General features: G+C 64.1%; 19 protein-coding genes and 4 pseudogenes. 18 read left to right on the forward strand and 5 right to left on the reverse strand.

What is annotated here, in order from left to right:
* Window positions 1-26 precede the first annotated feature (26 nt).
* Window positions 27-356, forward strand: a pseudogene (locus tag CA833_RS25695) (tyrosine-type recombinase/integrase); the annotation flags it as partial.
* Window positions 357-561: 205 nt separating this feature from the next.
* On the opposite strand, the pseudogene CA833_RS25700 reads toward CA833_RS25695, so the two are convergent.
* A pseudogene (locus CA833_RS25700) lies at window positions 562-1,442 on the reverse strand (HEPN domain-containing protein).
* Between the two features lie 38 nt (window positions 1,443-1,480).
* Window positions 1,481-1,645: pseudogene (locus CA833_RS25705) on the reverse strand (integrase core domain-containing protein); the annotation flags it as partial.
* 318 nt (window positions 1,646-1,963) lie between these two features.
* On the opposite strand from CA833_RS25705, the gene CA833_RS25710 reads away from it, so the two are divergent.
* On the forward strand, window positions 1,964-2,158 hold the full coding sequence (locus CA833_RS25710) for a hypothetical protein (protein WP_176705047.1): 195 nt from the start codon (window positions 1,964-1,966) through the stop codon (window positions 2,156-2,158).
* Entirely contained in the window at window positions 2,148-4,220 is a 2,073-nt protein-coding gene (locus CA833_RS25715) for a recombinase family protein (protein ID WP_011607957.1), read from the forward strand. The genes CA833_RS25710 and CA833_RS25715 overlap by 11 nt, the downstream gene beginning before the upstream one ends.
* Before the next feature lie 23 nt (window positions 4,221-4,243).
* Here the strand turns inward: CA833_RS25715 and CA833_RS25720 are convergent.
* Together CA833_RS25720 and CA833_RS25725 are read right to left on the reverse strand one after the other, a co-directional pair.
* A pseudogene (locus tag CA833_RS25720) lies at window positions 4,244-5,289 on the reverse strand (IS3 family transposase); the annotation flags it as partial.
* Between the two features lie 60 nt (window positions 5,290-5,349).
* A complete protein-coding gene (locus tag CA833_RS25725) occupies window positions 5,350-5,766 on the reverse strand; it encodes a helix-turn-helix domain-containing protein (RefSeq protein ID WP_011607959.1) in 417 nt (138 codons plus the stop codon).
* 191 nt (window positions 5,767-5,957) lie between these two features.
* Between CA833_RS25725 and CA833_RS25730 the strand changes: the two genes are divergently transcribed.
* Together CA833_RS25730 and CA833_RS25735 are read left to right on the forward strand one after the other, a co-directional pair.
* On the forward strand, window positions 5,958-6,530 hold the full coding sequence (locus tag CA833_RS25730) for a recombinase family protein (protein WP_009824027.1): 573 nt from the start codon (window positions 5,958-5,960) through the stop codon (window positions 6,528-6,530).
* A gap of 289 nt (window positions 6,531-6,819) precedes the next feature.
* Window positions 6,820-8,022 carry an aspartyl protease family protein gene (locus tag CA833_RS25735; protein ID WP_013039112.1) on the forward strand — a complete coding sequence of 401 codons (1,203 nt, stop codon included), beginning with the start codon at window positions 6,820-6,822 and terminating at the stop codon, window positions 8,020-8,022.
* On the opposite strand, the gene CA833_RS25740 is transcribed toward CA833_RS25735, so the two are convergent.
* On the reverse strand, window positions 8,016-8,435 hold the full coding sequence (locus CA833_RS25740) for a helix-turn-helix domain-containing protein (protein WP_007406847.1): 420 nt from the start codon (window positions 8,433-8,435) through the stop codon (window positions 8,016-8,018). The genes CA833_RS25735 and CA833_RS25740 overlap by 7 nt on opposite strands.
* A 75-nt stretch (window positions 8,436-8,510) precedes the next feature.
* Here CA833_RS25740 and CA833_RS25745 point away from each other — a divergent pair, with 75 nt between their 5' ends.
* From CA833_RS25745 to CA833_RS25805, 13 genes are all read left to right on the forward strand, one after another.
* Entirely contained in the window at window positions 8,511-9,137 is a 627-nt protein-coding gene (locus CA833_RS25745) for a cation transporter (protein ID WP_004212870.1), read from the forward strand.
* Window positions 9,137-11,104, forward strand: a complete 1,968-nt coding sequence (locus CA833_RS25750) for a cytochrome c/FTR1 family iron permease (protein WP_004212871.1) — start codon at window positions 9,137-9,139, stop codon at window positions 11,102-11,104. Before CA833_RS25745 ends, CA833_RS25750 begins: the two co-directional genes overlap by 1 nt.
* A gap of 73 nt (window positions 11,105-11,177) precedes the next feature.
* Window positions 11,178-11,474: a hypothetical protein gene (locus CA833_RS25755; protein WP_007406840.1), complete on the forward strand. Its 297-nt coding sequence runs from the start codon at window positions 11,178-11,180 to the stop codon at window positions 11,472-11,474.
* 60 nt (window positions 11,475-11,534) lie between these two features.
* On the forward strand, window positions 11,535-12,812 hold the full coding sequence (locus CA833_RS25760; RefSeq protein WP_013039111.1) for a TolC family protein: 1,278 nt from the start codon (window positions 11,535-11,537) through the stop codon (window positions 12,810-12,812).
* Window positions 12,812-13,990 (forward strand): efflux RND transporter periplasmic adaptor subunit, encoded by a 1,179-nt coding sequence (locus CA833_RS25765; protein ID WP_004212877.1) that lies wholly within the window; start codon window positions 12,812-12,814, stop codon window positions 13,988-13,990. The genes CA833_RS25760 and CA833_RS25765 overlap by 1 nt, the downstream gene beginning before the upstream one ends.
* A gap of 3 nt (window positions 13,991-13,993) precedes the next feature.
* Complete coding sequence (locus CA833_RS25770; protein WP_004212878.1) at window positions 13,994-17,239, forward strand: efflux RND transporter permease subunit; 3,246 nt, start codon at window positions 13,994-13,996, stop codon at window positions 17,237-17,239.
* 53 nt (window positions 17,240-17,292) lie between these two features.
* Window positions 17,293-17,781 carry an SRPBCC domain-containing protein gene (locus CA833_RS25775; RefSeq protein WP_013849881.1) on the forward strand — a complete coding sequence of 163 codons (489 nt, stop codon included), beginning with the start codon at window positions 17,293-17,295 and terminating at the stop codon, window positions 17,779-17,781.
* Window positions 17,778-18,155: a hypothetical protein gene (locus CA833_RS25780; protein WP_009824022.1), complete on the forward strand. Its 378-nt coding sequence runs from the start codon at window positions 17,778-17,780 to the stop codon at window positions 18,153-18,155. Before CA833_RS25775 ends, CA833_RS25780 begins: the two co-directional genes overlap by 4 nt.
* A 47-nt stretch (window positions 18,156-18,202) precedes the next feature.
* Window positions 18,203-18,616 carry a hypothetical protein gene (locus tag CA833_RS25785; RefSeq protein WP_004212881.1) on the forward strand — a complete coding sequence of 138 codons (414 nt, stop codon included), beginning with the start codon at window positions 18,203-18,205 and terminating at the stop codon, window positions 18,614-18,616.
* Between the two features lie 3 nt (window positions 18,617-18,619).
* Window positions 18,620-19,306 (forward strand): ZIP family metal transporter, encoded by a 687-nt coding sequence (locus CA833_RS25790; RefSeq protein ID WP_004212882.1) that lies wholly within the window; start codon window positions 18,620-18,622, stop codon window positions 19,304-19,306.
* Complete coding sequence (locus CA833_RS25795; RefSeq protein ID WP_004212885.1) at window positions 19,303-19,911, forward strand: cation transporter; 609 nt, start codon at window positions 19,303-19,305, stop codon at window positions 19,909-19,911. The genes CA833_RS25790 and CA833_RS25795 overlap by 4 nt, the downstream gene beginning before the upstream one ends.
* Window positions 19,908-22,409 carry a heavy metal translocating P-type ATPase gene (locus tag CA833_RS25800; RefSeq protein WP_004212886.1) on the forward strand — a complete coding sequence of 834 codons (2,502 nt, stop codon included), beginning with the start codon at window positions 19,908-19,910 and terminating at the stop codon, window positions 22,407-22,409. The genes CA833_RS25795 and CA833_RS25800 overlap by 4 nt, the downstream gene beginning before the upstream one ends.
* Complete coding sequence (locus CA833_RS25805; protein WP_011607963.1) at window positions 22,406-23,155, forward strand: HAD-IIB family hydrolase; 750 nt, start codon at window positions 22,406-22,408, stop codon at window positions 23,153-23,155. The genes CA833_RS25800 and CA833_RS25805 overlap by 4 nt, the downstream gene beginning before the upstream one ends.
* Window positions 23,156-23,290 lie beyond the last annotated feature (135 nt).

Consider the following 23,290-nt stretch of genomic DNA (forward strand, 5'->3'; position numbering starts at 1 on the left):
AGAACAGTGCATGAAACTCGGGAAAGGCACGCAAGAGCCTAAACGCATGGCTTGAGCGGCGTAGCGGAACGACCCGTGATTTTGTATTCCCAAGCAGGATCGATTGTCTCGGTCACTCGAGCGCAAGGCAATATGCACGTCTCGTCGACAAATGGGTGTTAACGATTGGTCTCGACAGTCGGGAATGTGGCACGCACTCGATGCGAAGAACGAAGCCTTCGCTGATTTACAAAGCCACAGGCTATCTCCGCGCCGTACAAATCCTGCTCAGCCATACCAACATCGAGAATACAATCAGATACCTCGGCGTAGATGTCGATGATCCTCTCACGCTGTCCGAACGGACCGAAATTTGATCCCTCACCGGCTTCTCGACGTTTTCGGAAGCCGGCATTCGCGCATGAAACAAAGGCAGCTAACAAATCTCGGTTTTTGGTGGCGGAACGACCGTTTTGTCGGCGGCTATCGCCGCTGTCACGCTGCACTGCGAGAGACCGTACCTGTCGCTATCGGCCTAAATCAGCCCTTGGCGGCCACTTCAGGCTCGGCGATCCGCTCGCTTCACACAGCGTGGACGACGCGGCCGAGCTCCTCGACCTGCTCGCCGAGCCACGTGAGTTCTTCCTCGCTGATGCGGTAATGCTTCGAGTAGCGCGCCTTCACATAGGCCTGCTTGAGCTTCTCGAACATCACGCGCTGCTTGCGGTTGTCCTCGGGCCAGACATACATCAGGCGCCGGTCGATGAGGTTGGCCTGTGACCGTAAGAAACCGAGGTTGTGAACGTGTGGAGTATAGAACGTGCAGACCAGAAGCACGCAGTGGTAGAGTCGCTCGGTTGCCTGATGAAAATCGAAGGCCGCATCTCTTAGGTAGCCCTGCCCGACGTCAAACTTGGCGATATTGTAGCGCTTCATCGCCGAAGGAAACCACTCATCGAAGTATTCCCGCGCCATTTTTAGCGCATCCTTCGGCGTCTTGGGCTTTGGCGTATGGAGCACGCTGTCGTCGCTCTGGTAGAGCGCGATGCCGTCCTTGGCGACGTCCATGAAGAAATACCGGCCATGGGCAAGGCCGTCGTTCACCTCCTGCAGCGTGTGCACGATGAAGTTGACTGGGGTTTTGATGCTCTTCGTGATGCCGTACTCGCGGTGGAAACGCTCCTCGGCCTTCGCCCAGTATTTCACATAGTCGGTGAGCCGCTTGTCGTTGACGATGACGAGGAGGTCGAAGTCGGACTTGTAGCCCTTGGCGGTGTGCGGTTCGTCGACCCAGCCGCCGCGTGCGTAGCTGCCGTAGAGAATGACCTTGGTGATGCGGCCCTTCTTCTTCCACTGGTGCTGGCGAGCGCGAGGACGTCATTGAACTCCTCGAACAGGATTTCGACGACGCGCTCAAGCTCGCGCTGCTTTGCGGGCGGCAGATGATCGAGGCTCGTGCGCATAGGATGATCTGCCCCCACCGAGTGGACCGATTGGTTTGTTAGTGCATTAAGCTCATCGCCGCCATATCCGGACGGAGGTGGAGCGAAGCGGAACCGGAGGCCGGATATGGCGGTGTCGCCGTTTCTGGTGCCGGTGGCCGATAGCCAAGACTGCTGTGCGGGCGGACGTGGTTGTACAACACGGCGACGCAACGCCCACGGGACCGAAGTTCGAGAAGTTCTCTATCGCTGGCATCCCTGGGCTGGCTGGCATGTCCACATCCATGAGCAGGTCGAACGAGCCGGTTCGGTTAATCTGCGCTGTAGCAAGACGGGAGCGACTTCGGACCGGTGGCTCGAGATTCCGGCGTGGATGTTCGACCCTGCTGCGTGCGCCCTGGCACGGATGGGTGCGTCCCCCCAAGTCGATGTCGGCGCGCTGAGCGCCTTGGTCAAGTTATTGCGAGCCGCAGCGCCGGTTTCAGCATTGTCGGATTCGAGCGCAGCATCGGGCCCTCACGACTCACATTCGGGAGGTCTCAATGCCGCGCAAGTCCAAGACGTTGCAACTCGACCTGTTCTCCTGCCCACGCGATTTCGAGATATCCAAGACACCACGGTGGGACACCCTGCCAGCGCAGACACGCCAGACGTTGACGTCGTTGATGGTGCGCCTGTTGCTCGAGCACTTCGACGATCCCGTTGCGGAGCTGCGGGAGGTGCAAGATGATCTCTGAGAAGATCGGGCCGCAGCATCTCGAGCGCAAGGCAATCCTGTATGTGCGGCAGTCCTCGGTCCATCAGGTCCTCCACAACCGTGAGAGCAGCACCCTGCAATACGCCATGCGCGGCCGCCTCACAGCAATGGGCTGGTCGCACATCGAGACAATCGACGACGATCTTGGTCGATCCGCGGCGGGCGGTGTGACGCGCGCCGGTTTCGACCGCATGGTCGCAGAGGTTTGCCTGGGCAAGGTCGGCGCCGTCGCGGCGCGGGAAGTCTCCCGCTTCGCCCGTAATAGCCGCGACTGGCAGCAGCTCATCGAGATGTGCCGCGTGGTCGATACGGTGCTGATCGACCAGGAGACCGTGTATGCCCCGCGCCAGGGTAATGACCGGTTGCTACTCGGCCTGAAGGGCAGCCTCAACGAGTATGAGTTGGATCTCCTGCGCCAGCGTTCGCTCTCGGCCCGTTACGAGAAGGCCCGGCGCGGCGAACTGGTCGTTGCCGCCCCCGTGGGCTTCGTGAAGGCCGGCGACCGGATCGAGAAGGATCCTGACCGACGCGTCCAGGAAGCCATTGCCCTTGTGTTCGACAAGGTGGCCGAACTCGGCAGTGCGCGGCAGGCGCTGCTCTGGTTCATCGAACATGGGCTGGATTTGCCCGCAAAGCGCAACAACGGTGATGTCGTATGGCGCAGGCCGAGCTATGCTACCATTCACCGAATGATCGAGAACCCGATCTACGGTGGAGCTTATGCCTATGGTAAGAGCCGTGCCGCGACCGGATATGATGGCACCGCCATGCGGTCGAGGAGCCGTCGTAAGGCGCGGGATGAGTGGCTGGCACTCATCCCCGGCTCGCACGAAGGCTACGTCAGCTGGGAGCGCTCGGAGGATATCCGGAAGATGGTGAGCGATAATGTTCCCACCAGTCAGCATCATGGAGCGCCCAAGCACGGCGACGCATTGCTTGCTGGGCTCATCCGTTGCCGACGCTGCGGACGCAAGCTGACGGTGCGCTACACCGGCGCCAAGCATGATATCCCACGTTATTCCTGTTGGCGGGGCCTGCTCGATAACGGCGAGCCGCGCTGCATCGCGTTCGGCGGATTGCGGGTCGACGATGCGATCGAGCGGGCTCTATTGCAGGTTCTTGAACCCGGAGCGATCGCCGCCTCGGTTGAGGCCGAAGCACAAGCGGCCGATCGCCGCGATCAAGTCCGTGATGTGTTGATGCGTGATCTCGAGGCGGCACGCTACGCAGCCGACCGGGCTTTCCGGCAATATGATGCCGCCGATCCGCAGAACCGATTGGTGGCAGCCGAACTGGAAACGCGATGGAACCGCGCCCTCACGCGTGCCGGCGAGGTGGAAGCCAGGATTGTCGCGCACGATGCCTCGACAGCACATCCGGCCTTACCGTCGCTCAAGGATATTGATGGTCTTGCCAGCGATCTCGAAGCAGTGTGGAACGCCCCGCAGTCCGATGCGCGGCTGAAGAAGCGCATCGTGCGCACTCTCATCCAGGAGGTGGTCGCCGACATTGATCACGACGCATCCGAGATCGTGCTGCTGATCCACTGGGTCGGCGGTGTTCACACCGATTTGCGGCTGCCGAGGCGCCGCAAAGGACAGCGCAACAGCACCTCCGCCGACATCATTGCCGCCGTGCGCGAACTGGTTCTCATCGCCAATGACGATCTGATCGCCGGCATCCTAAACCGCAACGGGCTGGTGACGGGGCACGGCAACCGCTGGACTCGCGAGCGGGTCACCGCGCTTCGATCACATCACCGGATTCCCGTCTTCCGCACGGTCGCTGACGGTCCCGCGCCGTGGCTCAACCTGAGCCAGGCTGCCCGCCACATCGGCGTGGCATCCAAAACTCTCCGGATCGCCGCCGAAGCCGGCGAGATCAAAGGCATCCACCCTCTGCCGGAAGGCCCATGGATATTCTGTCGCACCGAACTCGACGGATCAGCCGCCCATCACCTTGCAAAACGAGCGCGGCAAAATCCAAAATACCCCACGGGATCGCATCCCGATCAACAAACCCTATTTTCTTCAACCACATAGACAGATGGGTGTTATGAAGCAGGATTGTAATGCCGCCGCCAGGCTTCGATCAGCACCCTGGCCTCGGCGAGGCTGTAGAAGATTTCACCATTGAGCAGTTCGTCGCGCAGCGACCCATTGAAGCTTTCATTATAGCCATTCTCCCATGGCGATCCCGGCGCGATGTAGAGCGTCTTCACGCCGATCTGCCGCAGCCATTGCTGGACGGCATTGGCGATAAATTCGGCGCCATTATCTGACCGTATATGTGCAGGCGGGCCGCGCGAGATGAACAGGTCCGCCAAGGCCGCCAGCACATCCTCATGTTTGAGCTGTCGCGCAACGATAAGCGCCAGACATTCCCTGCTGGCCTCGTCGATGATCGTCAGGATGCGGAACTTGCGGCCGTCATGCGTGCGCCCCTCGACGAAGTCGTAGGCCCACACATGCCCAGGATACTCAGGCCGCAGGCGGATGCATGATCCGTCGTTGAGCCATAGACGCCCGCGTTTGGGCTGGCGCTGCGGCACCTTGAGCCCTTCGCGCCGCCATATCCGCTCGACCCGTTTATGGTTCACCGTCCACCCCGCATGGCGCAGCAACGCCGTGACCCGGCGGTAGCCGTAACGACCATATTGCTTTGCCAAGGCGATGATGTCCTCCGTCAGCGCCTGTTCGTCATCCGCCCCACGCGGCACTTTACGCTGTGTCGATCGATGCTGCCCCAGAACCCGGCATATCCGTCGCTCGGATAGCCGGACTGGCAAATCCCGTCGTATATGATCGATGCAGCGCCTTCGCCGCGCGGGGCTCAGAAGTTTCCCCGTGCAGCTTCCTGCAATATCAGCTTGTCCAGCGTCAGGTCCGAGATCGCCCGGCGAAGCCGCTGGTTCTCTTTCTCCAGATCCTTCATCCGCCGCGCCTGGTCAGTCTTTAGGCCGCCATACTCCTTGCGCCAGCGATAGTAAGTCTGTTCGCTGACTGCGATCCGGCGACACGCCTCCGCCGTCGAGGCCCCCTGGGCCAGCACGATCTCAACTTCACGCAGCTTCCCGATAATCTCTTCCGGCTTGTGCTTCTTGCTTGGCATTCGTCATCCCTTTCGTGGTCCAGACTATCATAGTCTCTGGGCCACTCAGCGGGGGGCAGATCACTGGTCGCGGTAGACGGCCGGATCGGAGGCTGCGGCGATCTGGCTTGCCGGTATCGCCCTGACGACACGCGCGACGGCCGCATAGCTGGGGGTTCGGTGTCCATGCGCGATGGCGAGTTCCTGCACCTTTCGGTGAATGGCGGCGACCGGGGGTCGCGGGCGCTTGGTGGCGAGAGTGCGGGTCAGTTCGACCAGATGTTCCGGCAGGTGCAGCCTGCCCCGATCGTTGCGCGGCAGACGCGCGAGACCGGCAAGTCCTTCGGCACGGTAGCGCCCGAGCCAGCGCTGCAACGTCCGCTCGCTCAGCGTGCCGGTGCGGGCGAGGTCCGCGAGCGGGATGCCATCGGCGAGGTGCGGTTCAAGGACGCGGTAGCGCTCGATCGCCAGCGGCGGGACAAGCGCCGGATGCGTCACCGCCGACGGTCCGTGTCGCAGGTAAGGAAAACGGAGATTTGCCTGCCCATCGCCATGCGAGTCCGCTCGCGTTGCCAAACCGGCCTGTTCGACGTAAATCTACCCGGTAAAGAAAACTAGGGCAACATAGACCTGCCGATGACGACTTTCTTCCCAAACCGCGCCCGATCGGGGCGCCACCGGCCCTACGCATGAAAATCGGTTACGCCCGCGTATCGACCGCCGAGCAGAACCTGGACCTCCAGCGTGATGCGCTGAAGGCTGCCGGCTGCGAGAAGGTCATCACCGACAAGGCCTCCGGGGCGACTGCCGCTCGCCCTGGATTGGAAAAGGTGAAGGAGCTGCTTCGCGCCGGCGACACACTGGTGGTCTGGCGCCTCGACAGGCTCGGCCGCTCGCTCCGTGATCTGATCGGATGGATGACCTACCTCGACGAGGAAAAGGTCGGGCTGCTGAGCCTGCACGAGGCGATCGACACGACCACCACGTCGGGCAAGCTTACCTTCCACCTGTTCGGGGCATTGGCGGAGTTCGAGCGCAACCTGATCCGCGAGCGGACCCAGGCCGGTCTCACCGCAGCCCGCGCTCGCGGCAAGAAGGGTGGCCGGCCGGCCGCACTCGGCAAGGACAAGCGCGACCTGCCCGTCAGGCTCTACCACGAGAACACGATGCCGATCGCCAAGATTTGCTCGATGCTCGGCATCTCCAAGCCAAAACTCTACGCCTATGTGCGATCGGCCGAGACCAAGCCGGTAGCCGCGTAGCGACGCTCGCCGACAAATAGCGCGATCAGAATGCCGCCACTTAGCGCGAGCGTTTACACCGTTCGCGGTCCCGATCGGCCCAGCGTCCCCCGGAACCGTTCGTTATCGGGAAGGCATCTAAGCGGTCTGCACCATCCTTCATCTAAAGTTCTCCAAGCGCTTCTGAGGATTTTCGGGCGCACCAAAAGCACTTGCTCCTCCAGTGGCTGGAGCATGTAACCGCAATTTGCTCTCCTGCGGACGGGGGGCTGGAGGTGGCTTTTTGACGGCCCGTGTTGAAGCAATCGGTATGTCTCGACGCTCATTAGTGGCGCGGCTGGTGGCCTGTGGAACCGGCTTGGTGCTCGGTTCTCCAACGCTCGCGCGACAGACTTCCCGGTCTGCGGGCTCGTGGAACTTCGGTGCGGCTCACCTCGAATGGGAGCCGCTGGAAGTCGGCACGGGTGATACCCTCCTTGTTTCGGCACAAGTGCGCGGAGTGCCGGTGCGGGCGGTGCTCGACAGTGGCAGCGGCGCGTCGATCATGAGCACGGCGCTCGCGGCGAAGCTCGGCTTGAACGATGGTGAGCGGCGCATGATTAGCGGGCTGAGCGCCAAGGCCCCGGTGCTGCTGGTCCGCGACATCGACGTACAGCTCGCCCGCGAAACCCGTCGCTTACCCTTTGCCGTCGTTGGTGATCTGAGTTCAGTGTCGGCGGCCTTCGGACGACCGATCGATATCCTCCTCGGTGCCGATATGTTCACGGGTAGCTGCATCGCGCTCGATTTCGCGAAAAGGCGTATGGCGGTCGTCAAGTCAGGCACGTTTCTCGCCGGTCCCGACTGGCGCGCTGTCGCGCTCGGGCGCGGTGCCAAGCAGGAGCTGTTCATTCGAGCTTCCGTCTCGGGTTTGCCTCCCGTGCCCTTGATGATCGATCTTGGCAGCTCGGCCGCGCTGATGCTCTCGTCGGCCTATGCCCGCGATCAAGGGCTGTTGAACGGGAAGCTCGTCTCGACCGCGGCGATCGGCGGCGTCGATGGTGTGCGTATCAACGATGCTTTCACGATCCAGAACATCAACATCGAAGGGCTTGGCGTCTCGAACGTCCCCACACTCGGGATGAGAGCTTGGCTCTCCACCAGCACGGTTGGCAATGTCGGCCTACCGCTGATCGCTCAATTCGACGTGGTGTTCGACGTGACCGCCGGATTCGTGTGGCTCCGGCCACTCGGTCCTCGTCGTCGCCTGCCGATGCTGAAGGACCGTAGCGGCCTTGGCCTCGCAGCCTCACCAACGGCGCTCACCGTTGTTCATGTGGCGGCGAACAGTCCCGCGGAAAAGGCTGGCTGGGCGGTCGGCGACCGGATCGTGGCGGTGAACGGCCATTCGATCGATGCGAACTATACGCGTGGGGAGCTCTGGCAAGTGCGCTCCCGGCCTGCTGGCACCCTCGTAAAGCTGACGATGGCCTCGGGTGATGTGCGCGAGCTCAGGCTGGCCGATTATTATTGATCGGCTTGAGGGTGGCCTTTGCCGATCGCCTTCATGATCCGACAATCGGCCATGCGCGCCTTGGTGCAGCTCTGGCTGAGCATTGCCAACTCATCCCGCAACACCGCGAGTTGCGCCAGTCTCTCCTCCACATCCTTGAGGTGCTGAGCAGCGATAGCTGAGGCGGCACCACAATCCTGGTCCGGGTTCTGCGCCAGCCCCATCAACGAACGGATCTCGTCGACGGAGAAGCCAAGCCGGCGACCGTTGCGGATGAAGTGCAAACGCTCAATGTCACTGGCATCGTAGGTTCTGCGACCCGACGCCGTGCGAGGGGCGGATCGGAGCAACCCGATCGACTCATAAAAGCGGATCGTCGTCACCTTCGTCGAGGTCTCGCTGGCGAGCTGCCCAATCATCACCGGCTTCATCATGCCATCCTTGCTTATGCGAACGTGTCGCACATTTCGCTTGCTTCTACAGCGACTGGAGGTGGTAAGGAAGGCCGCATGAATGCTTCTACCGAAAGCTGCGGGTGCCACGGGGAGCCCGCGCGCGCGCAAACCGATCCGGCCTATCGCCGTGCGCTGCTGACCGTCGTGGTGCTCAACCTCGGCTTCGGAGTCGCCGAGCTGTTCGGCGGGTTCATCGCCGATAGCCAAGCGCTGAAAGCGGATTCCCTCGATTTTCTCGGGGACGGGTCGATCAGCCTTATCGGTCTTCTCGCGCTTGCCTGGTCCGCACGGGCGAGGGCAAAGGTCGCGCTGACGCAGGGGTTGTTTCTCGGTGCGCTTGGCGTGGGCGTAATCGGTTTCGCGATTTGGCGCGCCCTGAACGCAACCGCGCCCGATGCCGAACTGATGGGCACAATCGGCGTTGTCGCGCTCGCGATCAATGTCGTGTCCGCCTTGGTGCTTGCGCGTTTCCGGGAAGGGGACGCCAATGTTCGCGCGATCTGGCTGTTCAGCCGCAACGACGCGCTCGCCAACGTGGCGGTGATCGCCGCGGCCGGTCTGGTGGCGTGGACAGGAAGCGCCTGGCCGGACCTCGCCGTCGCCGGCCTCATCGCCCTCCTGTTCCTCCACTCCGCTTATGAAATCGTCACTGGCGCTCGGCGCGAATTGGGAGAGCGGTAGTGCGTCTGCTCGCGTTGATCCGGGCAATGCTCTCGTTGCGGCTGCTCTCCGCGCTCGCGGCGCTGCTGATCCCTGCTGCGGCAATCGCCGAACCCGGCGACGTGCAAACCGCATGGCGGCTGCTCGACTATATGGCCGTCGATTATGGCGGCGCGGTCGCCAACGGTCGGATCAAGAGCACGTCGGAATATGCCGAGATGACGGAGTTCGCCGCGTCGGTCTCGACACGGCTTCAGGGCCTGCCGGCGAAGCCGGAGCGTCAAGCCCTCATCCAGCGGGCTGCCAACCTCCAGGCGGTGATCGCGGAAAAGGGACCGACTGAACAGGTGGCAACATTGGCGCACGGGCTCGCGGCCGATCTGTTGCGCGCCTACCCGGTGCCGCTCGCGCCCGATAAGGCTCCGAACCTCGTCTCCAGCGATGCACTGTTCCGACAATCCTGCGCGTCCTGCCACGGGATGACGGGCAACGGCCGTGGCCCTGACGCCGCCAAGCTCGCTACGCCCCCGATTGCTTTCACCGATGCCGAGCGCGCGCGCCAGCGCAGCGTGTTCGCGCTCTATCAGGTGGTGACGCAAGGCATCGACGGGACCGCGATGCAGAGCTTCGCCGATCTGCCCAACGATCAGCGCTGGGCGTTAGCATTCCGAGCCGGGAGCTTCGCCTTCACGGATGCGCAGGCGCGCGAAGGCGAGCGGCTTTGGAAATCCGACCCGACCCTTCGCCGGCGCATTCCGGACCTGAAAACCCTGGTCGCGCTCACCCCGGCCGCGCTCGGCGCGGCGATCGGCGACGCCAAGGCTGACCCAGTGCTCGCGTTCCTGCGTCGTCATCCCGAACAGGTGATACAACAGGCTCCCGGCTCGCTCGCGGTCGCCCGCGCCAAACTCGCCGAAAGCGTGGCGGCTGCGCGGCGCGGCGATGCGCGCATGGCGAAAGAGCTGGCGCTGTCGGCCTATCTCGATGGGTTCGAGCCGATCGAGCCAACACTCACCGCGCGCGACGCGACGCTGATGGGTCGAATCGAGGGCGCGATGGGGGAGTTCCGCGCCTCGATCGACCGGGGCGCGTCGCCCGATGATCTCGCGGAGAAGGTCGCAGTACTGGGCGGCCTTTTCGACGATGCGGAAGCGGCGCTCGCGCCTGATGCCGCCACCGAAGCGTCCACGTTCCTGGGCGCGTTCACGATCCTGCTGCGTGAAGGGCTCGAAGCCCTGCTCATCGTTGTCGCCATGATCGCGTTCCTGCGTAAAGCCGAGCGCGGCGAGGCGCTGCGGTACGTGCATGGCGGCTGGGTCAGCGCGATCATCGCGGGCGGGATCACCTGGGCGGTCGCCACCTATGCGATCGGGATCAGCGGTGCGAGCCGGGAGCTGACGGAAGGGTTTGGCTCGCTGTTCGCCGCGGTCGTGCTGCTCTCGGTCGGGATTTGGATGCACGGCAAGGCGCAGGCCGATCAGTGGCAGCGCTATATTCGCGAGAAGATGTCGCGGGCGCTCTCGGGCGGGTCGGGCTGGTTCCTGTTCGGGCTGGCGTTCGTCGTAGTTTATCGCGAGGTCTTCGAGACGATCCTGTTCTATGCCGCGCTTTCGGCGCAAGGTGACAACGGGATGCTTCTCGCGGGGGCCGGGTCGGCGATTGGACTGCTCAGCCTGATCGCTTGGGCCATGCTTCGCTACAGTCGCAAGCTGCCGATCGCGCAGTTCTTCCGCTATAGCTCCTGGCTCATGGCGGTCCTGACCGTCGTGCTGGCGGGTAAAGGCGTCGCCGCGCTCCAGGAAGCCGGCCTTATCAACATCGCACCGCTCGCGGACGTGCCACGGCTGTCGATGCTCGGCGTGTTTCCCACTTGGCAATCGGTGCTGGCGCAACTCCTGATGGCGGTCGCCATTGCGGTCGGGTTCGCCTGGAACGGGCGCGACCGATCCCGCTCGGGTTCCGGCTCAGTGACCCTTGGTTCGAATTAGTGCAATGACATGAAAACCCTTCCGTGATAGAGGCAAGCTAGTGCGAGCCTTTTTGCCTTTCCTGACATGCCTGATGCTGGTCCTGACCAGCTTCTCCGGCATGGCCCATGCCGCCGATCTGGCGGGGGGAAGCATCGCGGGCGTTGAGTTCACGGTCCATACCGCCGGTGACATCGATCAGGTGCCATCGGACTCGGACAAGAATGTCCCGCATCATCACAATTATTGTCACGGACACGACGTCGGCGCGCCTGCGCGCACGACGATGGAATATACCCCCGTCCTCACAGTGCCCAAGCCGACAATCTCCGCCTCTGCGTCGCTCGACGGCCGCACCGGCATGGTCCATTTGAGGCCCCCCCAAGCCTGACGTCCGATTTGGGCGTGCGTTGGCGCGCCCCTGTCGATCATCGTCAGGAGTCCTATTTTCATGAATCGTATCCTCGCGGCCATGCTGGCCGCAGCGTCTTGCGCCACGATGGCGCAGGCGCAGGTCGGACCGTCCGCGCCTGTTGCGCAGGATGCGCCGGTCTACACGCTTGACCAAGCGGTCAGTGCAGCGGGCGGTTCGGCCCCTGCTGCGGAAGCGGCGACAGCTGGAATCGACGCGGCCCGTGCAGGTCGCACAGTCGCCGGCTTGCGGCCCAATCCGGTGGTTCAAGGCCAAGTCGAGAATGTCATCGGCTCCGGGCCGTATCGGGGGGTCCGCAGCGCGGAAACCACGGTCGGCTTTGCGATCCCGATCGAGCTAGGCGGCAAGCGCGGCGCCCGCGTCGCGGTCGCCAATGCGCAATTGTCCCGGGCCGAGATCCAGGCCGCGATCATCGCGGCGGATGTCCGGCTTCAGGTAACGCAGCTCTATGTCGAAGCGGTCGCGGCCGATCGCCGGGTAATGACAGCCCGCGATCAGGCCCGGATCGCCAGCGATGCGCTGCGGGCCGCGAGCGTTCGCGTGCAGGCAGGGCGGGCATCGCCACTCGAGCAACAGCGCGCGGATGTCGCGCGTATCAATGCCGACGCCAATGTGGAGCGGCAGCTTCGCTTGGCCGAGGCGGCCCGCGCCAATCTGGCGCGTCGGATCGGACGGCCGATCGACGGCCTGCTCGATGACACGCTGCTCGATCGCCTTCCCGATGTGAACGTCTATGGGCCGTTGGCACCGGTCAACACGACCGGCACACTCGCGCTGGCGGCAGCCAACGCGGATTTCTCCATTGCCGAAGCCGGCGTGCGGCTCGCGCGCGCCAATCGCGTGCCTGACCTGAACGTCGGGCCGTCGATCCGCCGCCTGGAAGCGACCAACGACATGGCGGCGGTGTTCAGCGTGTCGATCCCGATCCCGGTGTTCAACAATGGTCGCGCCGCGATTGCGCAGGCGACCGCGCAGCGGACCCAGGCGGATGCGCAGCGCCGCGTGACCGCGCTCGACATCGAACAGGCGATCACGGACGCGCAGGCGCAGGCGGCCAATGCCGCAACGACGGCTCGTGCGGCGTCGGGGCCGGCGCTGGCGGCTGCACAGGAGGCCGCCCGCATCGCGCGGATCGGCTATCGCGAGGGCAAGTTCGGCCAGCTCGAATTGCTCGATGCTGAACGCACGCTCGCCGAAACGCGGGTCGCCGCGATCGACGCGCTTGCCAATTACCAGAATGCCCGCGCGCAAGTGGAGCGACTGACCGCTCGTGCGCCCAATGGGGGGAATCAGTGATGAAGAGCTTTTATCTCGCGGGCGCGGCGTCGCTCGCCCTGCTCTTGGCTGCCTGCGGCGGCAAGGATGGCGGAAACGAGGCAACTGCCGAAGGCGCAGCTGCCAATGAGACGGCAGCGGGCACGGAAAAGGGCGGTGCTGAAGGCGGTCATGCCGGTGAAGGCGTCGTCACATTGGGTGCCGACCAGATCGCCACAGCGGGCGTCCAGGTCGGACGGCCGATCATCGGCGGGGCCGGGACGATCGAGCTGCCCGCGATCATCGAGGGCGACCCACAGGGAACGCAGGTCGTCTCGGCCGCAATTGCGGGACGCGTGGTCGCGCTCACCCGTAACCTCGGCCAATCGGTCGGACGCGGCCAGACCATTGCGGTCATCGAAAGCCGCGAGGCGGCGCAGATCAAGGGCGAGGTCGAGGCGGCGCGGGCGCGGCTTCAGCTCGCTAATTCGAACCTCGCGCGCGAACAGCGGCTGTTCGCGCAGAGAGTCTCCCCTGAACAGGATCTGATCGCCGCCCGCACAGCGGCGACGGAGGCGCGGATCGCCCTGACGCAGGCGCAGAGCATGGTTTCGGCGGCGGGTGTCGGCGGCGGCGGGCTCAACCGGCTCGGCATTGCCGCGCCGATCTCGGGCCAGATCATTGCGCGCCCCGTGACGCTGGGACAAACGGTCGCGGCGGATGCCGAACTCTATCGCATCGCCAACCTGAGCCAGGTGTCGATCGCGCTTAATCTCAAGCCCGAGGATGCGGGCCGGGTGCGTCCCGGCAATACGGTGCTGGTGAAGGCGGCAGGCCGTCAGGCGACCGCCCGCGTGACCTTCGTGTCGCCGGCGCTTGATCCGCAGACGCGGCTCGTGCCTGCGCTCGCCACCCTCGACAATCGCGGTGGCGAATGGCGGGTCGGCGAGCCTGTGACGGCAGCCGTGCAGCTCACGGGCAGCGGCGGGAGCGGGGCGGTCCGCGTGCCGACGACGGCGGTCCAGAGTTTCGAGGGCAAGTCGGTCGTGTTCGTGCGCACGCCCACCGGCTTCAAGGCGACCCCGGTCCAGCTCGGCGATGCGTCGGGCGACACGGTGATCGTCCGGTCGGGCCTGACCGGCAACGAACAGATCGCCACCACCGGAAGTTTCACGCTCAAGGCCGAGATCGGCAAGGGCGAAGCGAGCCACGAGGATTAAGCCATGATCGCCCGTATCGTAACCTGGGCGGTCGAGAAGCGCTGGCTAGTCCTGCTCCTCACCGTCATCGTCGCCGCCATCGGCGCCTTTTCCCTCTACCGGCTACCGATCGACGCGGTGCCGGACATCACCAACAATCAGGTCCAGATCAACGTCCGCGCGCCTGCCCTCTCGCCCGAGCTGGTCGAGAAGCAGGTGTCGTTTCCAATCGAAACCGCGCTCGCCGGCACCCCCGGCCTGGAATATACGCGCTCGTTGAGCCGCAACGGCTTCGCGCAGATCACGGCGGTCTTTTCGGACGCGACGGACATCTATTTCGCCCGCCAGCAGGTGGGCGAGCGTCTGCGGGGCGTGCAAGAGAATCTGCCCGACGGCGTGAACCCTGAAATGGGTCCGATCGCGACAGGCCTGGGCGAGGTGTACATGTACACCGTTCGTCTCGATCATCGCGAGGACGACAAGCACAAGCCCGGTGAACCGGGCCAACAGCCCGATGGCAGCTACATCACGCCAGAGGGCGAGCGACTGACGACCGAAGAGGACAAGGCGACCTACCTGCGCACCGCGCAGGACTGGATCGTGACGCCGCTTCTGAAGACCACACCGGGCCTCGCCGGTGTCGACTCGATTGGCGGTTACGCCAAGCAGTTCCTCGTCGTGCCCGACGTGCAGAAGCTGGCCTCGCTCGGCATCACGCTGACGGACCTGGGAAATGCGCTGGAGCGCAATAACACCAGCGTCGGCGGTGGCTTCGTCAATCGCAATGGCGAAGGTCTGGCTGTTCGCTCGGATGCGCTCGTTCGCAATGCCAGCGAGTTGGCCAGGACCGTGATCGCGACACGTAACGGCGTGCCGATCACGGTCGAACAAGTTGCGACTGTGAAGACGGGTCAGGCGATCCGCATGGGTTCGGCATCGGAGAACGGTACCGAAGTCGTCGTCGGCACGGCGATCATGCGGATCGGCGAGAACAGCCGCATCGTGTCGACCGCGGTCGCTGAGAAACTGAAGACGATCAACGCTTCGCTGCCTCCTGACGTCGTAATTCAGCCGGTGCTGAACCGCACCGAGCTGGTCAATTCGACGATCAAGACGGTCGCGAAAAACCTGTCCGAAGGCGCGGTGCTGGTCATCGTCGTGCTCTTCCTGCTGCTCGGCAACTTCCGTGCGGCCCTGATCGCGGCGTTGGTCATCCCGATCACCATGATGCTGACAGGCTTTGGTATGCTGCGCGCTGGGGTCTCGGCCAATCTGATGAGCCTTGGGGCTTTGGACTTCGGTCTGATCGTCGACGGCGCCGTCATCATTGTCGAAAACGCGCTGCGCCGGCTTGCCGAGCAACAGCATCATGAAGGCCGATTGCTCAGCGTCAAGGAACGGCTCGCGACCGTGGCAGCCGCTGCGCGTGAGATGATCCGTCCCTCTGTGTACGGGCAGGCAATCATCATCCTCGTCTACGTACCGCTGCTCACGCTGACCGGCGTGGAGGGTAAAACGTTCGGACCGATGGCGCTGACCGTCATCATCGCGCTCGCCTTCGCCTTCATCCTCTCTCTCACCTTCGTGCCGGCGATGATTGCGATCTGGCTGTCGAAGAAGGTCGAGGAGAAGGACGGCCGCATCATCACGTGGCTGAAGAAGCGCTACGAACCCGGTCTCGACCGGGCCATGAAGCGCCCGACGCTGACGATCGGTGCGGGTGTGGGAAGCCTTGTGGTGGCGGCGCTTGCTTTCACTACGCTCGGCTCGGTGTTCCTGCCGCAGCTCGACGAAGGCGATTTGCTGATCCAGTCGCTCCGCATTCCGGCAACGTCGGTCCAGCAGAGCCAGGCGATGCAGGTGCCGATCGAGCGGATGATGTCGAAGCAGCCGGAGGTGCAATTCGTCTATTCCAAGACGGGCACCGCCGAGCTGGCGGCCGACCCGATGCCGCCGAACGCGACCGACATGTTCGTCATCCTGAAGCCGCGCAAGGATTGGCCGGATCCTGAGCTTCCCAAGGAGGAGCTGGTCAGCCGGATCGAGGGTAATCTCGCGAAGATTCCGGGAAATGCCTACGAGATCACCCAGCCCATCCAGATGCGCTTCAACGAGCTGATCGCCGGCGTGCGCGGCGACATCGCGGTGAAGGTGTTCGGGGACGACTTCAACCAGATGAACCGGACGGCCGAGCAAATCGCGGCGGTGCTGCGCAGAACGCAAGGCGCAGCGGACGTGAAGGTGGAGCAGACGACCGGTCTTCCCATGCTCGACATTCGCGTCAACCGCGACGCGATGGCGCGGTTGGGCGTTACGGCTCAGGATGTGCAGGACACCGTGACTGCGACGATCGGCGGGCGAACATCGGGCCAGATCTTCGAGGGCGACCGTCGCTTCCCCGTGGTGATCCGCCTGTCGGAGGCGCAGCGTGCCGACATCGGCCTGCTCCAACAGGTGCAGGTGCCGGTGGCAGGCGGCGGCTATGTACCGCTGTCCAGCGTCGCCGAGATCAAGGTGGTCGATGGTCCGAACCAGATCAGCCGCGAGAACGGCAAGCGGCGCGTGGTGGTGCAAGCCAACGTGCGTGGCCGCGACGTCGGATCCGTCGTGGCGGATGCGCAGGCGGCGATCGGCAGCCAACTCCGGCTGCCTGCCGGCACCTATCTCGAATGGGGCGGCCAGTTCGAGAACCTCCAATCGGCAAGCGAACGGCTGAAGCTGGTCATTCCGGCTTGCTTCATTTTGATCCTGCTGCTCCTCTACGGGGCGTTGGGATCGGTCCGCGACGCCGCGATCGTGTTCACCGGCGTGCCTTTCGCGCTGGTGGGCGGCGTCCTGTTGCTGTTCCTGCGGGGCATGGACTTCTCGATCTCGGCGGCAGTGGGCTTCATCGCCCTCTCGGGCATCGCGGTCCTCAACGGCCTCGTCATGGTCAGCTCGATCCAAGATCTGATCCGATCAGGGATGAGCCGCGAGGAAGCCGCGCATGTTGGCGCGATGCAGCGTCTGCGACCCGTCATCATGACCGCGCTAGTCGCCAGCCTCGGCTTCGTGCCGATGGCGCTGGGCGAAGGCGCCGGCGCAGAGGTTCAAAAGCCTTTGGCGACGGTCGTCATCGGCGGTCTGATCTCGGCGACGCTTCTTACGCTGTTCGTGCTGCCGACACTCTATGCCCGGTTCGGGCAGAAAGTGATCGAGAAACCCGAGCACTACAATGAGGAGCATGAAGGGGACGACCACGGTCAGACCTTCGTGAACAACTTGGCCTGATGGATGGGCGGGGCGATCCGCGATCGCCCCGCCCATCTCTGGGAGATGGGGATATGCCTCGCACCATAACCAGCTCGATGCTTCACGGCGGGCCACTGCGCATCTGGTCGGCACTCACCGATCCGGATCATCGCCGGGCGTGGAGTCCGCTCGTATTTCTCGATGATCCGTCCCGGCTCGGCGACACAGAATGCACCTTTGCGATCCAGGGCATCACCCGGCCAATTCGGACGCCAGCACGGATTGATCGATTCGATAAACCGCACGCCTTCGCTTGGTCCTGCGGCATCCCCTATCTGTTCACGCTCGAAGAGCGGTACGAGCTGGCGGGGGACGATGGCGGCACCAGGCTAACGCATAGCTGCACGCTGCGCGGGGCGCTCTCCCTGCCGTTCGCGGCGATGATGTTGCGCCGCCTGCGATCCCTGATGGTCGAATCTGACGATCGCCTCGCAACCTATCTCCGCTGGCGGGTAGGTCAGCCTGCCCGGGCTATCAATCGTCAGCGCGTCCCCTTCCGCTGCAGGAGGAAGGCGCGATGATGATGCACTGTAAGCGGGTGCTGCCCGCCGTCATCCTCGTTGTCGGGCTCGCGGCGTGCTCGGAAAGAAAGCCGCCAGCCCCGCCAACGGAGCAGCAGATCCATTCGTCCGACAGCGCCGTGGCGACCGGGGAAATGGGGCGGCATAGATATCGCTGTTCCGACGGGGAACCGCTGTTCGTCGATTACAAGGACAACGGCCTGCAGATCGATTTGCGGCGCTCCAACGGGGGACCGCCGATGATGCTGACCGCGCCAGCGCAGGGCCTGCAATATGTCGGCGAAACAGCCACCGCGACCTTCAAGGGGTCGCAGCTCACCATCGTGGAAGGCGATGGCCGTACCCGGATCTGCGAGCAGGAAGGCACGCGATGAACTGCCCTGCCTTCGAACGCCACAGGGCGCTTCGTCGGAAGAGACCGATGTCTGACACGTCGATTTCAAATGTGACAACCTTGTGCGGCCTGAATCGGGCCGGTCTGGCGATCGCGCGCCTCGGCGTCGTTCTCGTCTCCGGGGCGGTTATAGGGGCGTGTAATCCAGCGCCGACCCAGCCTACCGAGCCGGCGCATGAAAAGCATCTGACGTCGAAACTAATCGCGCAGCGCATCATGTACTGCGACGACGGCACACGCGCCGATGTCGACTTCATCGATGACGGCTTGAAAATGGCCGTCACCTGGCTGCCGAAGGGCAGGACCGAGATCCTGCGCGCGCAGCGAACCGGTGACGAGTTTCGCGGCGACCATTCGCGGGCTGTCGTGGCGGGCGGATCGATCGCGTTCACGCGACGCGGGAAGATCCGCGTCTGCCACCGAACCCCGGAGGAGTCCTAGGAAATGCAGGCACTGCTCTATACGCTTGCGCCTGTGCTGGCGGTCGTGCTCGGCGCGATTGTCGCGAGCCGCACCAAGTTGAAACCTGGCCTCGTGGCGGGCCTACAGCATCTCGCTGCCGGCGTCGTGTTCGCGGCGGCAGCGACCGAAATCCTGCCGCAGGTCAAGCATGAGGCATCGCCCAGCGCGACGTTGATCGGCGGGGCGGCGGGCGTCGCGACCATGCTGGGGCTCAAGGCTCTTGAGGCCCGCTTCAAGGGGCCGATGGCGCTACTCGCCGCGATCGGCATCGACATTCTGGTCGACGGCCTGGTGCTCGGCCTCGCTTTCGTGGCGGGCGAGAAGGCAGGTCTCCTGCTGACGATCGCGCTCACTCTGGAAGTGTTATTTCTGGGACTGACGCTGACCGACGAGCTGGCGGAAACCTATCGCTCGCGCTTGCGCATCATCGTGATCGTCTCGGCATTGGCCCTGCTGCTGCCGATCGGCGCGCTCGCTGCCGTGCCGGTCGCCGCGCTGTCGCCGGTGATGATCGCCGGCTTCCTCAGCTTCGGGCTGATGGCGCTGCTCTACCTCGTCACGGAGGAGTTGCTGGTCGAGGCGCACGAGAAACCCGACACCCCGCTCATCAGCTCGATGTTTTTCGTCGGCTTCCTGGCCCTGCTGACACTTGAGGAGATGATGGGATGATCCCGGGCAACGACAACAATGGCGGGCAGGAGCGCCGCACACTGTGGATCGTCCTGCTGCTGAACGCGGCGATCGCTGCGGGCTTCTTCGTTTCCGGCTTCTTCGCGGACTCGAGCGCGCTGATCGCCAACGGCGTCGACAACCTGTCCGATACGGCTGTGTATGCGCTGAGCCTTGTGGCGCTCACCCGGGGCCAGACATGGAAGACACGCGCCGCGGTCGCTTCGGGCGTCATGCTGCTGATCTTCGCGGGCGGCATCTTGATCGATGTCGGACGGCGCTACGTGCAGGGCAGCGAGCCCATCGGACCTACCATGATGGTCATGTCCGCGATCGCCGGCGTCGTGAATTACCTCTGCCTGCGGCTGCTCCAGCGCCTCAAGGATCCGGACGTCAATCTCCGGGCCGCAACCACCTTCAGCTTCAACGACTTCATTTCCAACGGCGGCATCCTGATCGCCGGCGTGCTGGTGCTGTGGTTGGGTACCAATTGGCCGGACCTGCTGGTCGGCTTCGCCACCGCCATCATCGCCATCAAGGGCGGTGTCGAAATCCTGCGCGACGCGCGCGCCGAAACCAAGAAAAGCGAAAGGAGGTCGTCATGAACGACAAGCTCGAACTCGACATTCCAGTGTTGTTGCCGGACCTTCCTGACGCGGCCGATGCCTGCCTGGACCGTCTCGTATCAACCCTGTCAAAGCGCGAAGGTGTCGAGCGGGCGCATGTGATCTGTCTCGACGGCAACACGCCAGCGGCGCTGTGCATCCATTTCGATGCCGCCAAGCTGCCGCTGCCACGGTTGCGCGAAATGGTGCGCGCCGCAGGTGCCGAAATCACCGAGCGCTACGGCCATGCGATCTGGCAGGTGACGGGGATCAACCACGAACGTCGGGCGCGCACGGTCAGCGATGCGCTGTGCGCCTTGCCCGGCGTGGTCCAGGCAAGCGCCAGCACCAGCGGGTCTGTCCGGGTCGAATATGATCGCCGCGAAACCACCGAAGAGGAGGTGCGCGCTGCGCTTCGCAAGCTGAAGGTGAGGGTGGGCAAGCGGGTCGCTGCCGATGAACATGCCGGCCACGACCACGGCCCCGGGGGCCACGGCGCGGGCGAAGAGAAGCACGGCCCCGGCGATGGCCACGACCATAGCCACGCCGAATTTCTCGGCCCCAATACCGAGCTGATCTTCGCGCTCGCCTGTGGCGCGCTGCTGGGGATCGGCTACGCGATCGAGAGGCTGGTCGCTGGCGCGCCCGAATGGCTGCCGACCGCCTGCTATATCGCAGCCTATTTCTTCGGCGGATTCTTCACGCTGCGCGAGGCGATCGACAACCTCCGGATGAAGAAGTTCGAGATCGACACGCTGATGTTGGTCGCTGCGGCCGGCGCCGCTGCGCTGGGCGCATGGGCCGAAGGTGCGCTGCTGCTGTTCCTGTTCAGCCTCGGCCATGCGCTTGAGCATTATGCAATGGGCCGCGCCAAGAAGGCGATCGAGGCGCTGGCGAAGCTCGCGCCCGAAACCGCGACCGTGCGACGCGGCGGGCAGACCAGCGAAATCCCGGTCGAGCAGATGGTCGTCGGGGACATTGCCATCGTCCGCCCGAACGAGCGCCTGCCTGCCGACGGCTTCGTCATCAAGGGCACCAGCGCGATCAACCAGGCCCCGGTCACGGGTGAAAGCATCCCGGTCGACAAGGTGCCGGTCGCAGATGCCGCAGCGGCACGCGCCAAGCCCGATGCAGTCGACGCGGAAAGCCGGGTTTTTGCTGGTACGATCAACGGCGGCGGCGCGATCGAGATCGAGGTGACACGCCGTTCCAATGAAAGCGCGCTTGCCAAGGTCGTGAAGATGGTGAGCGAAGCGGAGACGCAGAAGTCGCCGACGCAGCGCTTCACCGACCGGTTCGAACGGATCTTCGTGCCCGCCGTCCTGGTCCTGTCAGTGCTCCTGCTGTTCGCATGGGTGGTCGTCGACGAGCCGTTCCGCGACAGCTTCTATCGCGCGATGGCGGTGCTGGTGGCGGCAAGCCCGTGCGCGCTCGCGATCGCAACGCCGAGCGCGGTCCTGTCGGGCGTTGCCCGTGCAGCGCGGGGCGGCGTGCTCGTGAAGGGCGGTGCACCGCTCGAAAACCTCGGGTCGCTCAAAGCGATCGCTTTCGACAAGACGGGCACGCTGACCGAAGGTCGTCCGCGCATCACTGATGTCGTGCCCGTCGATGGCGCCGATGAAGGCGAGTTGCTGGCGCTGGCTGTCGCCGTCGAAGCGTTGAGCGACCATCCCCTGGCCCAAGCGATCGTCAAGGACGGCCGCGAACGTCTGAACGATCGTGCCGTGCCGACTGCCGGCGACCTCAAGAGCCTGACCGGTCGGGGCGTCACCGCGAGCGTGGATGGCGAGACGGTGTGGATCGGCAAGGCCGAGATGTTCGGAAGTGAGGGCATTCCGGCGCTGGGGCAGGGCGCGCAGGACGCAATCGCGAAGCTGCGCGAGAACGGCCGCACGACAATGGTGGTCCGCAAGGGGGACCGCGACCTGGGCGCGATCGGCCTGATGGACACGCCTCGCGAAGCTGCCAAGACCGCGTTGCGTCGGCTGCACGAGATGGGCGTGTCGCGGATGATAATGATCTCCGGCGATCACCAGAAAGTCGCCGAAGCGATCGCCGACGAAGTCGGGATCGACGAAGCGTGGGGCGACCTCATGCCCGAAGACAAGGTTGCCGCGATCAAGAAGCTCGCCGGCGAAGACAAGGTCGCGATGGTGGGCGACGGCGTGAACGATGCGCCGGCGATGGCAAGCGCCACGGTCGGCATCGCGATGGGCGCGGCGGGGTCGGACGTTGCGCTGGAGACAGCCGACGTGGCGCTGATGGCCGACGATCTGGCGCACCTGCCATTCGCAGTCGGTCTTAGCCGCCATACCCGTGGAATCATCCGGCAGAACGTCTTCGTCAGCCTGGGTGTCGTCGCCTTCCTGGTGCCTGCTACCATCCTCGGCCTCGGCATTGGGCCAGCGGTGGCGGTTCATGAGGGATCGACGCTGCTCGTCGTCATCAATGCGCTCAGGCTGCTCGCCTACCGCGATCCGGCAGGGAAGGCGGCATGAAGTGGCTGATCGCCTTCGACCTCGACGGCACGCTTGCCGAGAGCAAGCGGCCGTTATCGGAGGATATGGCCGCAATCCTCGCCCGATTGCTCGCCATCACGGATGTGGCGGTGATCTCGGGCGGGGACTGGCCGCAGTTCGAAAAGCAGATCGCCTCGCGCCTTCCTGCCGGCGTCGCGCTCGACCGTCTCTGGTTGATGCCGACCACAGGCACGAAACTCTATCGGTTCATCAATGGCGCTTGGCGCGCGGTCTATGCCGAACTGTTCGACGACGCGGAGAAGGCGAAGATCCGCACGGCCTTCGATCAGGCGCTGACCGATGCCGGTCTCGCCGACGAACGTATCTGGGGCGAACGGATCGAGGACCCGGGCAGCCAGATCACCTTTTCGGGCCTGGGGCAGGCAGCGCCGCTGAAGGAAAAGGAAGCGTGGGATCCTGACCGAAAGAAGAGGACCGCGTTGCAGGCCACGTTGCGCGCGAAGCTGCCGGAGCTCTCGATCAATCTCGGTGGCACGACATCGATCGACGTGACCAGAGCAGGGATCGACAAGGGCTATGGCCTGAAGCGCCTGAGTGCCGAGAGCGGTGTCCCGCTCGACGGGATGCTGTTCATTGGGGATGCGATATTCCCCGGTGGGAATGACTATCCCGCTGCTGAAATCGGCCTCGACACAGTGAGGGTGCGCGACGTCGCGGAAACCACCGCCGTCGTGACCGCCATCATCGCGTGTCTGCACCGATAGGATCAAGATACATGGTCGGCTCCATCGCGGAATGCCGCATTGTCAAAGCTCTGGCTTCTGTCGCTTAGGGCAGCGCTTCCTAAAACGAAAAGAAGGCAATGTGCGCGTCTCCGCGAACAAAGCCTCCAGCGATCA

Origin of the sequence: Novosphingobium sp. KA1 (genome assembly GCF_017309955.1) — a bacterium.
In the GTDB taxonomy this organism is placed as follows: domain Bacteria; phylum Pseudomonadota; class Alphaproteobacteria; order Sphingomonadales; family Sphingomonadaceae; genus Novosphingobium.

Bases quoted from the DNA above. Each gene is read 5' to 3' on its own strand.
- CA833_RS25710 (WP_176705047.1), top strand. From the start codon at position 1,964: ATGCCGCGCAAGTCCAAGACGTTGCAACTCGACCTGTTCTCCTGCCCA.
- CA833_RS25715 (WP_011607957.1), top strand. From the start codon at position 2,148: ATGATCTCTGAGAAGATCGGGCCGCAGCATCTCGAGCGCAAGGCAATC.
- CA833_RS25730 (WP_009824027.1), top strand. From the start codon at position 5,958: ATGAAAATCGGTTACGCCCGCGTATCGACCGCCGAGCAGAACCTGGAC.
- CA833_RS25735 (WP_013039112.1), top strand. From the start codon at position 6,820: ATGTCTCGACGCTCATTAGTGGCGCGGCTGGTGGCCTGTGGAACCGGC.
- CA833_RS25740 (WP_007406847.1), bottom strand. From the start codon at position 8,435: ATGATGAAGCCGGTGATGATTGGGCAGCTCGCCAGCGAGACCTCGACG.
- CA833_RS25745 (WP_004212870.1), top strand. From the start codon at position 8,511: ATGAATGCTTCTACCGAAAGCTGCGGGTGCCACGGGGAGCCCGCGCGC.
- CA833_RS25755 (WP_007406840.1), top strand. From the start codon at position 11,178: ATGCTGGTCCTGACCAGCTTCTCCGGCATGGCCCATGCCGCCGATCTG.
- CA833_RS25760 (WP_013039111.1), top strand. From the start codon at position 11,535: ATGAATCGTATCCTCGCGGCCATGCTGGCCGCAGCGTCTTGCGCCACG.
- CA833_RS25765 (WP_004212877.1), top strand. From the start codon at position 12,812: ATGAAGAGCTTTTATCTCGCGGGCGCGGCGTCGCTCGCCCTGCTCTTG.
- CA833_RS25770 (WP_004212878.1), top strand. From the start codon at position 13,994: ATGATCGCCCGTATCGTAACCTGGGCGGTCGAGAAGCGCTGGCTAGTC.
- CA833_RS25775 (WP_013849881.1), top strand. From the start codon at position 17,293: ATGCCTCGCACCATAACCAGCTCGATGCTTCACGGCGGGCCACTGCGC.
- CA833_RS25780 (WP_009824022.1), top strand. From the start codon at position 17,778: ATGATGATGCACTGTAAGCGGGTGCTGCCCGCCGTCATCCTCGTTGTC.
- CA833_RS25785 (WP_004212881.1), top strand. From the start codon at position 18,203: ATGTCTGACACGTCGATTTCAAATGTGACAACCTTGTGCGGCCTGAAT.
- CA833_RS25790 (WP_004212882.1), top strand. From the start codon at position 18,620: ATGCAGGCACTGCTCTATACGCTTGCGCCTGTGCTGGCGGTCGTGCTC.
- CA833_RS25795 (WP_004212885.1), top strand. From the start codon at position 19,303: ATGATCCCGGGCAACGACAACAATGGCGGGCAGGAGCGCCGCACACTG.
- CA833_RS25800 (WP_004212886.1), top strand. From the start codon at position 19,908: ATGAACGACAAGCTCGAACTCGACATTCCAGTGTTGTTGCCGGACCTT.
- CA833_RS25805 (WP_011607963.1), top strand. From the start codon at position 22,406: ATGAAGTGGCTGATCGCCTTCGACCTCGACGGCACGCTTGCCGAGAGC.